This is a genomic window from Streptomyces sp. NBC_00376 (assembly GCF_036077095.1).
GTDB lineage: Bacteria > Actinomycetota > Actinomycetes > Streptomycetales > Streptomycetaceae > Streptomyces.
Genome location: NZ_CP107960.1, coordinates 4,713,876 through 4,726,221, shown reverse-complemented (window position 1 = coordinate 4,726,221; position 12,346 = coordinate 4,713,876). Strand labels below are relative to the sequence as shown.

Genomic DNA, 12,346 nt, shown 5'->3' with positions numbered 1-12,346 from the left:
GCCGCCCCGGATCAGCGCAGCGGCTCGGGCAGTTCTTCCCTGTGGACGATGCCCAGCCGCTGTGTCGCCCGGGTGAGCGCCACGTACAGGTCGCTGGTCCCGAACCGCCCCGGCTCCACGACCAGGACATGGTCGAATTCGAGCCCCTTGGCCTCACGCGGGCCGAGCAGCACCACGGTACGGGTGAGGTCGGGTTCGGCGCCGGCCGTGACCCCGTCGATCCCGGACACGATCTCCTCGTGCAGGGCGCGCGGCGCGATCACCGCGAGGCGCCCCTCCTCGGGCGTCAGCTCCGCGACGGCCGCCGCCACCGCGCCCGCCAGATCCGCCCCGGCGTCCCGTGTCCACGGCGTCCGGCCGGTGGACCGTACCGACCTGGGCGGTTCGAACGAGGGGTCCTCGGCACGTACGACACCGGCAGCCAGCTCCATGATCTCGGCGGGCGTGCGGTAGTTGACCCCCAGCCTCACGTGCTCGAAGCGATCGCCCACGTACGGCTCAAGGATCCTTTCCCACGAGCCGACGCCCGCTTCCTCGGAGGTCTGCGCCGGATCGCCGACCAGGGTCATCGAGCGTGTCGGGGACCGGCGCATCAGCAACCGCCATGCCATCGGCGACAGTTCCTGCGCCTCGTCGACGATGATGTGCCCGAACGCCCAGGTCCGGTCGGCGGCGGCCCGCTCGGCCGCGCTCCGGTGGTCGGCCTCCTCGTGCCGCTCGGCCATCCGTTCGGCGTCGATGACATCGTGGGCGGCCAGGACCTCGGACTCCTCGTCCTCGAACTCGTACGTCTCCGAACCCCGGGAAAGGTCCAGAACGCCCTGCGCGTAGGCGACCCGCCGCAGGCGCTCGGCCTCGGCGGCGGCCCGCTCGGCGCTGTCGTCCGCCCCGAGCAGTTCGGCCACCTCGTCCAGGAGCGGCACATCGGCCGGAGTCCACTCCCGGCCGCCGGTAACGCGCCGGATGGTCTCGGCGTCCTCCTGGGGCACGTGGACCGGCTCGGCCAGATAGTCGGCGAGGAAGTCCTCGGGGGTGAGCGCCGGCCACAGCGCTCCGACGGCGGCGTGCACCTCCTCGCTCGCGGCGACGCCCTTGCCGAGCTGGGCGATGTCGTCCGGGCCGAGGAAGTTGGGGCCGCCGTACGGATCCGCGCCGATGCGTTCGGAGAGCTGGGCGGTGAGGGCGTCGATGACGTGGAACGCGAAGTACGGACGGGCGAGGTTGTGCGGCAGCCGGGTCTCGCGGGCCGCCCGGCGGGCCTCGTGGGCGATCTCCCGGTCCAGGACGAGATCCCCGTCGTCGTGCGGGATGACCACCGGCGCGCCTGGCTCGGGCAGCCCCTGCCGGTCGCGTACGGCGAGGGCGAGTGCCTCGGCCATTGCCGCGTCGCCCTTGACGGCTGCCGCGCGGGGGGTGTCGGTGCCGCGGGCGTGGACACCGGGGAAGAGCTCGGCCTGCGTGGCGAGCATGACCCCGGTCTCGCCGAGTGCGGGCAGCACCTCGCCGATGTAGCGCAGGAAGGCCGGGTTGGGGCCCACGACCAGGACCGCGCGCTTGGCCAGCTGCTCACGGTGCTCGTACAGCAGGAAGGCCGCACGGTGCAGGGCGACCGCCGTCTTGCCCGTGCCGGGGCCGCCCTCGACGACGAGGACACCGCGGTACGGGGCACGGATGATGAGGTCCTGCTCCGCCTGGATGGTCCGCACGATGTCGCCCATGCGTCCGGTACGGGCTGCGCCGAGCGCGGCGAGCAGCACGGCGTCGCCGCGCGGGTCCTCGAAGCCGCTGCGTTCACGGTCCCCGAGATCGAGGATCTCGTCGTGCAGCTCGGTGACCGTGCGGCCGTCGGTGGTGATGTGTCTGCGCCTGCGCAGCCCCATGGGCGTATGCCCGGTGGCGAGATAGAAGGGCCGGGCGACCGGTGCCCGCCAGTCGATGAGAAGAGGTGTGTGTTCGGTGTCGTCCTCACGAATTCCGATACGGCCGATATGGTGCGCCGCACCGTCACGAAGATCGATTCGGCCGAAACAGAGTGACCCGTCCACCGCGTTCAGCGCTGCCAGCAGGCCGGAACGTTCGGCGACGAGCACATCGCGTTCGAGGCGGGCCTGCAGCCCGTTCCCCACGGGAGTAAGCGCGTCCTCGACGTGCTGCGCGGCGTCCCCGCGCAGCACGTCGACGCGGTCGTAGAGCCGGTCGATGAATTCCTGCTCCTTCTGCAATTCGACGTTTTCGCGAGTTGACAAAATCGCTCCCTGCCGGATACGGTGATTCTCGTAGGCCCCTTTGAGGGGCCTTTTCCTGTGGCACACAGAACCACTCAATATACGTGAGGAAATCCCCGTTCCGCAATTGCGGAACGGGGATTTCCTGTGCTTATGGCGCGGTCCGCGGGCGCCGCGGGTCCCGGCACGAGCGACCCGCCACCGGACCCGGACCCCAGGGGGAGTCGCACCAGGCACCCGCCACCCGGAATGCACCTTTCGTACCTGCATGCGAGTCTGGTGATGGCCCATCGTCCGAGATCCGCAACAGGAGGCACGATCGTGGGCAAGAAGCAGAGTCGGCAGAACCGGGGTGCCCGCACCGGCGGCCACGAACGCAGCGCTGCTCCGGAGACGAAGGAGCAGACGCGGCCAACGGCCGCCCAGGAGACGGTGCACTCGATCTCAGAACAGGTCTCCCACCGGAAGCAGCGGAGGTTCGGCCACAACTGACCCTCTCAGAACCACGACAACCGCCCTCCGCGGCGGCGCCCCCACCCCTGGGGACGGCCACCGCGGAGGGCGGTTTTTTTATGTCCGCCTGATCCTGTAGGTCCGCGCGCCCGCCGAGCGGGCGCGCGCCGCCGTACCGCCCCCACCGGCGTGCGACCTCCCGCCGACGCGCGAACTCCCTCCGGCAGACCGCCCATTCGGGGCGCTCCCAGAGGTTTATCTACGCGCGGAGCTACCGCACCCGAACGATCATTCGGGCATATCAGACCAGTTCTTCCGCAGCTATTACCGGCCGGTACCAACAGCTGCTAGAAACGTGGCGCTCAACCAACCCCCCACCCACCCCCCACACTTCGGAGGGCTGACAGTCGTGTCAGTACGGAGATTCTGGGCGTCCGCATCCACTCTGGTCCTCGCCGCCGTGGCCGCGCTGGGCGTTGCCCAGCCGGCCTCGGCAAACTCCTCGGCCGCCGCCGACGGGTACGTCGCCCTCGGCGACTCGTACTCCTCCGGCGTCGGTGCGGGGAGCTACCTTTCCGACAGCGGCGACTGCCGTCGCAGCACCAAGTCCTACCCCTACCTCTGGGCGGCCGCCAACTCGCCTTCCTCCTTTGCCTTCGTGGCCTGTTCCGGCGCCACGACCACTTCGGTGGCCGGTTCTCAGCTGGGGGCGTTGAACTCGTCCACCGGCCTGGTCAGCGTCACCGCGGGCGGCAACGACGTCGGGTTCGCCGATGTCATGCAGGACTGCGTGCTCTCCGGCGAGGCCGCCTGCCTCAGCAGCGTCGGCTCGGCCGTCTCGCAGGTCCAGAACTCGCTTCCGTCCAAGCTGAGTTCGCTCTACGGTTCCATCCGGTCGCGGGCCCCGCAGGCCCATGTCGTGGTGCTGGGCTACCCGCGCTTCTACCAGCTGAGCGGCAGTTGCATCGCCGGGCTCTCGGAGAAGGAGCGGGCGGCCATCAACAACGCTTCCGACGTGCTGAACGGGGTCATCGCCAAGCAGGCGGCCGACGCCGGGTTCACGTTCTCCAGCGTGGTCGACGAGTTCACCGGGCACGAGCTGTGCTCCGGTGACGCCTGGCTCCACAGCGTGTCGATCCCGGTCTACAACTCGTACCACCCCAAGGCCGCCGGGCAGTCCGGCGGTTACCTTCCGGCCTTCCGCTCGGCCGCGTAGGACGCGGACGACGGAGGTGCAGAAAGTGCGGCGGGCCGCCGGGGTTCTCCCGGTCGTCCGCCGCACTGCTGCCCCCGGTCAGGCGGGGGCCGACGCGGCGTCCGGCCGGTGCAGGGCCGGGGCGGCGAACGCGGCGAGTACGGCGGTGGCCGCGGCCACCCACCAGCCGTGGCGGAAGGCGTCGAGCGCCTCGCCCGGCCCGTCCGGCGCACCGAGCAGCGTGACCATCAGCGCCACCCCCAGCACCGAACCCGTCTGGCGGGCCATCGTGGTGACGGCCGATCCGGTGGCGAAACGGGTGGGCGGAAGGGCCGCGGCGGCCGCGCCGACCAGGGTGGGGAGAGCGAGGCCCACTCCGATGCCGGTGACCACCATGCCGGGCAGGAAGCCGCTCGCGTAGTGCGGAGCCGCGCCGAGTGCGACGGCCCACCAGGCGAGCCCGCAGGCGAACAGCAGGCAGCCGAGTGCCGCCGTGCGGCCCGCCCCGAGCCGGCGGACGACCGGTCCCGAGAGAACGGCGAGCACGGGCACGACCAACGGCCCCGGCGCGATGGCGAGTCCGGTACGGATCGCCGAGTATCCCCACACCTGCTGGCACCAGAGCACCGACGTCAGCAGCATCGCCGCGAACGCGACGGTGAAGAGCAAAGCCGCGAGGGTGGCCGTCGCGAAGACCCGGGTGCGCAGCATCGGCAGCTCGACGACCGGGGCCGGGTGCCGGGCGGACCGTATCCAGAAGCCCGCGGCGAGAACGGCCGTCGCAAACAGCGGAACCAGGACTTCCGGCGAACTCCAGCCCCAGGCATCGGACTTGACCAGCGCGAGCGCCAGCGCGGCGATCGCGAGGGTGAGCAGCGCCGCCCCGACGAGGTCCGGGAAGGGGCCCTCGCGGTGCGGGCGGGCATCGGGCAGCAGCCGGGCGCCCGCGAGCAGCCCGATCACGCCGACCGGCACATTGACGAGAAAGACCCAGCGCCAGTCGGCCTCCACGAGCACGCCCCCGACCACCGGACCGAGGCCGGCCGCGATGCCGCCGATCGCCGCCCAGCCCCGGATGGCCCGGGGCCGGCGCTCCGCCGGGGTGTCGACCAGCAGGAGGGCGAGGGACGTCGGCATGAGCGCGGCGGCTCCGGCGGCCTGCAGCGCACGGGCGGCCACCAGCCAGCCGACTCCGGGTGCGACGGCGCAGAGCGCGGAGGCGACGGTGAAGACCGCCAGCCCGAGGAGGAAGCCGCGGCGGTGCCCGTACCGGTCGGCGAGCCTGCCCGCGACGACCAGCAGTGCGGCGAAGACGATCGCGTACGCGTTGAGCACCCAGGACAGCGAGGCCAGGGAGCTGCCGTCGAAGGCTTCGTCGAGGGCGGGTACCGCGACATTGACGATGAACAGGTCGAGATTCACGACGAAGACACCGGCCGAAATGATCCAGCCGGAGGCCCGCGAGGAGGGTGCGGAGGCGGGCGGGGCGGAGGACGCGAAGGCGAGTGAGTTTGATTTTCCAACTGTCATGGCGGCAAGGTAGCGCCAGTGAGTTTGAGATGGCAACCTTGTGGTGATGAGTGCTGCACAGGAAACCCACGCCCGCACCGCCCCGACGGTCACGCTGCCCGGCCGGCCCTGCTCGGCCGCCGCCGCGCTGCACGTGGTGGGTGAGAAATGGGCGCTGCTCGCGGTGCGCGAGATCTTCTTCGGCAACCACCGGTTCGAGGCGATCGCCCGGAACACCGGGGCACCCCGCGACCGTCTCGCGGCGCGGCTGCGCTCACTGGAACAGGCAGGAGTGGTCGAGCGGCGGCCCTACAACGAGCGCCCGCCGCGCCACGAGTACCACTTGACCGAATCCGGACGCGATCTCGCGCCGGTCATCCGGGCGCTGCTGGACTGGGGCGACCGGTGGGTGCTGGAGGACCGGCCGGTGGTCATGGTCCACGAGCCGGTCGCGGACGCCGCCGGGCGTGCGGCCGAGGACGCGGGCGGGGACACCCATACGCACGATCTCGACGCGGCGTGGATCTGCCGCACCTGCGGCGAGGAAGTCGCGATGAACACGCTGACGGTCGACGTGCGCGCCCCCGGATGGGACCGCTCGGGTCCCAGGCAGCCGGACCCGTCCGACGGCTGAGGCCGGGAACCGGGCTGCGAGCCGGGGCCGTTCGCTCAGTACCGCTCGACGAGGTGCTCCCGGCCCGCCGGGGGCTCGTACGGCTCGGGCCAGAAGTCGGTGATCCCGCTGATCCGCCCCGTCGCGTCGAACACGAAGAAGTGAATGGCGTGCAACTCCTCGCCGCCGGCCGTGAAGCGCGTGCGGACGGCGGCGTGCTGCTCCTGGCCGTCGGCCACCACGCGCTCGACGCGGACCCGCCAGTCCCCCGGGTACTCCCGGTTGAACCGCACGTACCGCTCCTTCCCGCGAATGCGCTCGCGGGTCTGCGGCAGGTCGTACAGCACCTCGTCGGCCAGCGTCGCGGCGAAGGCGTCCCAGTCGCGAGTGTCGGCCGCGCTCCAGTACGTCTCCACCACGGCGCGCAGATCGGCAGTAGTCGTCATGGGTCCGAGTCTGGACCCCACCACTGACAATCCGCCCTTGTTCAGGAATCGGCCGCCCGCGACGCCTTGATGGAGTACATCAGCGGGATGCGCGGCCGGTCGGCCGGGAAGCGGTAGTAGCCGTCGCTCTGCCGTTCCAGCGTCGGGAAGCGGGCGAAGAGCGAGGCGTCGTGCTCGTGCAGGAACTCGATCCGCAGCCCGGTGGCGGCCAGCGCCGACACCACCTCGCCGATCGGGTGCTGCCACTCGACGCTGCGGTTGTGGACGGTGGGCGCGTCGAAGTCCGCGTACGTGCCCGGCGTCTCGTCCACCCACGCGTCGCGGCTGAAGTAGTCGTGGTCGACCTTCGTCCCGGTGTCGTCGTCGAGGCAGTCCGTCATCGGATGGAACTCCACGAGGTAGAGGAACCCCCCGGGCGCCACGAGCGATGCGGCGGTCTCGGCCCAGCGACGGATGTCGGGCAGCCAGTTCAGCGCGCCGATGCCGGTGTAGACGATGTCGTACGACGAGTCGGGGACGGCCTCCGCGGCGTCGTGGACGTCGGCCGCGACGAACGCCGCCCGGTCCTGGCCGAACCCGAGCTCGCGGGCCAGGACGCGCGCGGTCTCGACGGCCGGCTCGGAGAAGTCCAGGCCGACGACCTGTGCGGCGCCGTGCCGGGCCCAGGAGAGGGTGTCGACGCCTATGTGGCACTGAAGATGCAGCAGGGTCCTGCCCTTGACGTCTCCGACCTCGGCGAGTTCGAAGTCGCGCAGGGCGTCCTTCCCCGCGCGGAACGATTCGAGATCGTAGTAGTCGCTCGTGACGTGGATGGGGACGCGCTCGTCCCAGAGGGCGCGGTTCGCCTCGCGCCAGTCTTCAGGGGTCGGTGCATGCATGCCGGGAGGTTATCCACAGGCTGAGGACGACGCGAACGAATTGTCGGTGTTCCGACGCAGAATGGGGGGCATGACTGAGATCACTGGCTCGACGACGGCCCCTTCCGCTCCGGGCCCCACTGCTGCGGCGGCCGCTTCCGCACCGAAGTGGGAGCAGCGCTTCCGGGCGCCCCGGGTGTCGTTGCCCGACTGGGCGGAGGACGCACCCGACCGTGCGCTGTTCGTCTCCAACGCCACGGGGACGTACGAGCTGTACGCGTGGGACCGCGCCACCGGCGCGCAGCGCCAGGTGACCGACCGGCCGAACGGCACGACGGACGGGTTGCTGACGCCCGGCGGGGAGTCGGTCTGGTGGTTCGACGACACCGATGGCGACGAGTTCGGGGTGTGGATGCACCAGCCGTTCCACGGCGGCGAGGACGGGCAGCCGGGTGACGAGCCGGCGATGCCCGGTCTCGCCCCTTCGTACCCGGCCGGGCTCGCGATCGGGCGGGACGGCACGGCGGTGGCCGGCCGCTCGACCGACGAGGAAGGGACGACGGTCCACGTCGTGCGGCCCGGCGCGGCTCCCGTGGAGATCTACCGGCACCGCGAGTCGGCGGGCGTCGGCGACCTCAGTCATGACGGGACGCTGATCGCCCTGGAGCACACCGAGCACGGCGATGCGATGCACTCCGCGCTGCGCGTGGTGCGCCCGGACGGGACGACGGTCGCCGAGCTGGACGACACCGAGGGCGGCACGAAGGAGCTGGGCCTGTCCGTGCTGGGCTTCGCCCCCGTCGCCGGGGACCCGAGGCTTCTGGTCGGGCACCAGCGGCGGGGCCGCTGGGAGCCGATGATCTGGGACCCGACGACCGGCGTGGAGACGGAGCTCGCGATCGATCTGCCCGGCGATGTGGTCGCCGAGTGGTATCCGGACGCCTCCGCGCTGCTGGTCGTGCACGAATTCGAGGCCCGCAGCGAGCTGTGGCGGTACGAGCCGGAGGCGGGCGGCGCGCTCGTCCGGGTGGAGACGCCTGCGGGTTCGGTGTCAGGTGCCACGGCCCGGCCGGACGGCACGGTGGAGTACCTGTGGTCCTCGGCCGAGCAGCCGCCCGTCGTCCGGTCCACGTCGGGTGCGGTGGTGCTCGACCCGCCCGGCGCGAAGGCCCCGGCTTCCGTTCCGGTGGAGGACGTGTGGGTGGACGGGCCCGGGGGCCGCGTCCACGCTCTCGTCCAGCGGCCCGCCGCCGCGGCTCAGGGGCCGTTCCCCACCGTCTTCGAGATCCACGGCGGCCCGACCTGGCACGACAGCGACGCCTTCGCCTCCGGCCCCGCCGCCTGGGTGGACCACGGCTACGCGGTCGTCCGGGTCAACTACCGCGGTTCCACCGGATACGGCCGCGCCTGGACGGACGCGCTCAAGCACCGGGTCGGCCTGATCGAGCTGGAGGACATCGCCGCGGTACGGGAGTGGGCGGTCAAGTCCGGCCTCGCGGATCCGGAGAAGCTGGTCCTGGCCGGGGGCTCCTGGGGCGGCTATCTGACCCTGCTCGGCCTCGGCACGCAGCCGGACGACTGGGCCCTCGGCCTGGCGGCGGTCCCGGTCGCCGACTACGTCACGGCGTACCACGACGAGATGGAGAACCTGAAGGCGATGGACCGCACGCTGCTGGGCGGTACGCCGGAGGAGGTCCCGGAGCGTTTCGAGGCGTCGTCCCCGCTGACGTACGTCGACGCGGTCCGGGCGCCGGTCTACATCTCGGCGGGCGTCAACGACCCGCGCTGCCCGATCCGCCAGGTCGAGAACTACGTCGAGCGGCTGAAGGACCGGGACGCGGTGCACGAGGTGTACCGGTACGACGCGGGCCACGGCTCGCTCGTCGTGGAGGAGCGGATCAAGCAGGTCCGCCTGGAGCTGGACTTCGCCCGGCGCCACCTGGCCGCGGGGACGGACCCGTCCGGCTCGTAGCGGACAGGCCCGGCCCTCGGTCGGCCCCCCGCTCCGGGCGACCGGAGCGGGGACCGTACGGTGGAGGGGTGTACCGGTTCCTGCTGACCCCGCGATGGTGGGGGATCAACCTCTTCGTCGTGCTGGCCATCCCGTTCTGCGTGTTCATGGGCACCTGGCAGCTCGGCCGCTTCGAGGACCGCGTGCAGACGCACGACGCCGCCGAGAAGCAGCCGGCCCCCGGCACGAGGCCCGCCAAGCCGATCGACGAGCTCCTGCCCGTCGACACGGTGACCTCCGGCCGCCCCGCCACCGCCACCGGCCGGTACGCCGACCAGTTCCTGGTGCCCGGACGGAAGTTGGACGACAAGAGCGGCTTCTACGTCCTGAACATGCTCCGTACGGACAGCGGCAAGGCGCTGCCCGTGGTGCGCGGCTGGCTGCCCGGCGAGCCCGGCAGCACCGCCGTGCCCGCCGCACCGACCGGCGAGGTCACGGTGACCGGCGACCTCCAGGCGTCCGAGAACGCCGGCACCGCGGGTGTCGACACGGCGGGCGGGCTTCCCGACGGCCAGCTGGGCATGATCAGCGCGGCGTCGCTGATCAACCTCGTCCCGTACGACGTCTACGACGCATGGGTGACGCTCCAGGACACGGGCGCCGACTCCGGCACCGGCTCCGGCTCCGGGGACAAGGCGGCTGGCGCGCTGCGTCCCGTGCCCGCCGCCGCGGCGCAGGGCACCGGGCTCGACCTGAAGGCGTTCCAGAATCTCGGCTACACCGGCGAGTGGTTCGTCTTCGCCGGGTTCGTGCTCTTCATGTGGTTCCGGCTGGTCCGCCGCGAGGCCGAAGCCGCGCGCGATCTGCAACTGGGCCTCGTCGAGGAAGAGGAAACGGAAACGGAAGCCGAGTCCGGCAAGGGCAGGAGCAAGGACGCTGTGGGCTCCGGAACGGCCTGAGGCACACGCAGGCACAGACGCAGGCACGTACGACGAGGGGCCCGCCGGATCGATCGTCGATCCGGCGGGCCCCTCGTCGTAAACGTCTACGTCATGGGCCATACCGCGTCACATCGCGGGAGCGAGCACCCCGGTCCGGTAGATCGTGCCCGAGCAGGCGTTGGCGATCTTCGTCTCGGCGACCGGCGCCCCGGGCTCCGGCGTGTGCATCACCGCGACGCTGCCGTCCTGCGTCCCGCCGCCGTCCTCGCTGCCGAACTGCGTCTCCGTCCCCGACGTCCCGTCCGCGCTTCCCGTACCGGCTCCGGCGGCCGCCGCGCCGCTCGCACCGCCCGCGTCGTCGGTCGGCGTCGGGCTCGGCGAGCCTCCGACGGTCGGGCAGGTGTCCCTCGGCACCCAGGCGAACTTCACCTCGTACGCCATGGACGGCTTCAGCAGCACCGTCCCCTGCTCCTGCGAAGGGTCGGGCAGTCCGGCCGCCGCGTCACCCGCGGTGTGCTGGACGACCGCGATCCTCGCCGGATCGGCCGCGCCCATCGCCTGGAACCCCACGCTGCCGCCGCTGCTCACCGAGCATTCCGTGCCGGAGACATTGGCGATCCGGAAGGTGCCGTAGACCGTTCCGTCCGCACCGGCCGCACCGGTCTCGGCCGAGGCGACACCGAGCTGTTCCGGGTTGCACGCCGGCATCGCCGCCATCTGCGAGCCGGACGGATCGGCGACCCCGCCCGACAGGTGGCCGTCGGCGCCCTGGCCGCGGCTGTCGGAGGGGCTGCTCGTGCTGCTGGGCCGGCCCGGACCACCGTCGGCCTGCCCGTCGGTGTTGCCGCTGCCGGCCTCGCCGCCGGACTGCGAGTCGACGTCGGCGCCGTTGCCGCCCTGCGCCTGCTCGCCGTGCCCGGCTATCGCGGGGTTGGCGGCGTTCGAACCGTCGGAGTTCGCGACATGGACGAAGGCGGGTACCGCGGTGCCGATGAGCAGCGCCGCGGCCGCCAGTCCGACTACGGCCTGGCGTCGCTTGGCGCGCCGGACGGGAACCGCGCGTTGCAGATGGTCGAGCGTGCCGTCGCTGGGCTCGATGTTCCGGACGGCCCCGTGCAGCATGCGACGCAGTGCGACCTCGTCGAGATCCCAACCGTCACCGACGTCCGGACCGGCACCCGGGCCGCTGTCCGGGCCGAGTCCCGAGCCGAGCCCCGAGCCGAAGAGGCTGCTCAGACTGCCGAGCTCAGCGGTCTCCGCAGCCTCGGCAGTCTCGGCGGTCCTGGTGGTCTCAGCGGCCTCCGCCGCCCCGTCAGCTCCAGCCGCCTCAGCCGCCCCAGCCGTTCCAGGGTCGTGGTTCACAATTCCGTTTCCAGTCCGGTCATTCCGACGCTCACGCCGATGCTCCCGTTCGGAGCCGCTCGCATCTGCGGGGCCGCTCGCGCCTTCGGGGCCGTTCTCGCCTTCGGGGCCGTTCTCGTAATCGCGCCGGCTCACTTCTGCGCCTCCATCACGACGCGCAGCGCCGCGATCCCGCGGGATCCGTAGGCCTTGACCGAGCCCAGGGATATCCCGAGCGTCTCGGCCACCTGAACCTCCGTCATGTCCGCGAAGTAACGCAGCACCAGCACTTCCCGCTGGCGCCGTTGCAGCCCCCGCATCGCCTTGATCAGCGCGTCCCGCTCCAGCTGGTCGTACGCGCCCTCCTCCGCGCTCGCCATGTCCGGCATGGGCTTGGAGAGCAGCTTCAGCCCGAGGATGCGGCGGCGCAGCGCGGAACGCGAGAGGTTGACGACGGTCTGGCGCAGATACGCGAGCGTCTTCTCCGGGTCCCGTACGCGGTTGCGCGCCGAGTGCACCCGGATGAACGCCTCCTGCACCACGTCCTCGCACGAGGCCGTGTCGTCCAGGAGCAGGGCCGCGAGGCCGAGCAGCGATCGGTAGTGGGCGCGGTAGGTCTCGGTGAGATGGTCGACCGTGGTTCCGGCAGCCACGCTCTCCTCAGCGCCCTCGCGCTGCGCGGGCAGCCGTGCGGAACGCGCAGCGGGCATGGGCGCGATCACCGGCATACCGCCGGGCGCGCGGGGCCGTCGGAGCGGGCGAACCGAAGCGCCGCGCAAGGGGCCCACCACTGTGATTTCGAGAACCTCTGCCAC

The 12,346-nt window shown here is 71.8% G+C and carries 11 protein-coding genes; 5 read left to right on the top strand and 6 right to left on the bottom strand.

What is annotated here, in order from left to right; genetic code table 11:
- Positions 1-11 precede the first annotated feature (11 nt).
- Positions 12-2,222 (bottom strand): HelD family protein, encoded by a 2,211-nt coding sequence (locus OG842_RS21410; RefSeq protein WP_266733730.1) that lies wholly within the window; start codon positions 2,220-2,222, stop codon positions 12-14.
- A 324-nt stretch (positions 2,223-2,546) separates the two neighbouring features.
- Here OG842_RS21410 and OG842_RS21405 point away from each other — a divergent pair, with 324 nt between their 5' ends.
- Positions 2,547-2,717, top strand: coding sequence for a hypothetical protein (locus OG842_RS21405; protein ID WP_266731752.1), 171 nt, complete (start codon positions 2,547-2,549; stop codon positions 2,715-2,717).
- 370 nt (positions 2,718-3,087) lie between these two features.
- Positions 3,088-3,894, top strand: a complete 807-nt coding sequence (locus OG842_RS21400; protein WP_266731750.1) for an SGNH/GDSL hydrolase family protein — start codon at positions 3,088-3,090, stop codon at positions 3,892-3,894.
- A 78-nt stretch (positions 3,895-3,972) separates the two neighbouring features.
- Here OG842_RS21400 and OG842_RS21395 read toward each other — a convergent pair whose 3' ends face one another.
- Positions 3,973-5,403, bottom strand: a complete 1,431-nt coding sequence (locus OG842_RS21395; RefSeq protein ID WP_266731748.1) for an MFS transporter — start codon at positions 5,401-5,403, stop codon at positions 3,973-3,975.
- 46 nt (positions 5,404-5,449) lie between these two features.
- On the opposite strand from OG842_RS21395, the gene OG842_RS21390 reads away from it, so the two are divergent.
- Positions 5,450-6,016 carry a winged helix-turn-helix transcriptional regulator gene (locus OG842_RS21390; protein WP_266731746.1) on the top strand — a complete coding sequence of 189 codons (567 nt, stop codon included), beginning with the start codon at positions 5,450-5,452 and terminating at the stop codon, positions 6,014-6,016.
- A gap of 35 nt (positions 6,017-6,051) precedes the next feature.
- Here OG842_RS21390 and OG842_RS21385 read toward each other — a convergent pair whose 3' ends face one another.
- Together OG842_RS21385 and OG842_RS21380 are read right to left on the bottom strand one after the other, a co-directional pair.
- Entirely contained in the window at positions 6,052-6,441 is a 390-nt protein-coding gene (locus OG842_RS21385) for a nuclear transport factor 2 family protein (protein WP_266731745.1), read from the bottom strand.
- 41 nt (positions 6,442-6,482) lie between these two features.
- Positions 6,483-7,319, bottom strand: coding sequence for a class I SAM-dependent methyltransferase (locus tag OG842_RS21380; RefSeq protein WP_266731744.1), 837 nt, complete (start codon positions 7,317-7,319; stop codon positions 6,483-6,485).
- A 70-nt stretch (positions 7,320-7,389) separates the two neighbouring features.
- Between OG842_RS21380 and OG842_RS21375 the strand changes: the two genes are divergently transcribed.
- On the top strand, positions 7,390-9,270 hold the full coding sequence (locus tag OG842_RS21375) for a S9 family peptidase (RefSeq protein WP_266731743.1): 1,881 nt from the start codon (positions 7,390-7,392) through the stop codon (positions 9,268-9,270).
- Between the two features lie 68 nt (positions 9,271-9,338).
- Positions 9,339-10,208, top strand: coding sequence for an SURF1 family protein (locus OG842_RS21370; RefSeq protein ID WP_266731741.1), 870 nt, complete (start codon positions 9,339-9,341; stop codon positions 10,206-10,208).
- 108 nt (positions 10,209-10,316) lie between these two features.
- Here the strand turns inward: OG842_RS21370 and OG842_RS21365 are convergent, their stop codons facing one another.
- Both OG842_RS21365 and OG842_RS21360 read right to left on the bottom strand, forming a co-directional pair.
- On the bottom strand, positions 10,317-11,552 hold the full coding sequence (locus OG842_RS21365; RefSeq protein WP_323185769.1) for a hypothetical protein: 1,236 nt from the start codon (positions 11,550-11,552) through the stop codon (positions 10,317-10,319).
- 131 nt (positions 11,553-11,683) lie between these two features.
- A complete protein-coding gene (locus OG842_RS21360) occupies positions 11,684-12,259 on the bottom strand; it encodes a SigE family RNA polymerase sigma factor (RefSeq protein ID WP_266731739.1) in 576 nt (191 codons plus the stop codon).
- Positions 12,260-12,346: the final 87 nt, after the last annotated feature.

What these genes read in the sequence shown, in the direction of transcription:
- OG842_RS21395 (WP_266731748.1), bottom strand. Translation starts at nt 5,403, where the DNA reads ATGACAGTTGGAAAATCAAACTCACTCGCCTTCGCGTCCTCCGCCCCG.
- OG842_RS21390 (WP_266731746.1), top strand. Translation starts at nt 5,450, where the DNA reads ATGAGTGCTGCACAGGAAACCCACGCCCGCACCGCCCCGACGGTCACG.
- OG842_RS21385 (WP_266731745.1), bottom strand. Translation starts at nt 6,441, where the DNA reads ATGACGACTACTGCCGATCTGCGCGCCGTGGTGGAGACGTACTGGAGC.
- OG842_RS21380 (WP_266731744.1), bottom strand. Translation starts at nt 7,319, where the DNA reads ATGCATGCACCGACCCCTGAAGACTGGCGCGAGGCGAACCGCGCCCTC.
- OG842_RS21375 (WP_266731743.1), top strand. Translation starts at nt 7,390, where the DNA reads ATGACTGAGATCACTGGCTCGACGACGGCCCCTTCCGCTCCGGGCCCC.
- OG842_RS21360 (WP_266731739.1), bottom strand. Translation starts at nt 12,259, where the DNA reads ATGCCGGTGATCGCGCCCATGCCCGCTGCGCGTTCCGCACGGCTGCCC.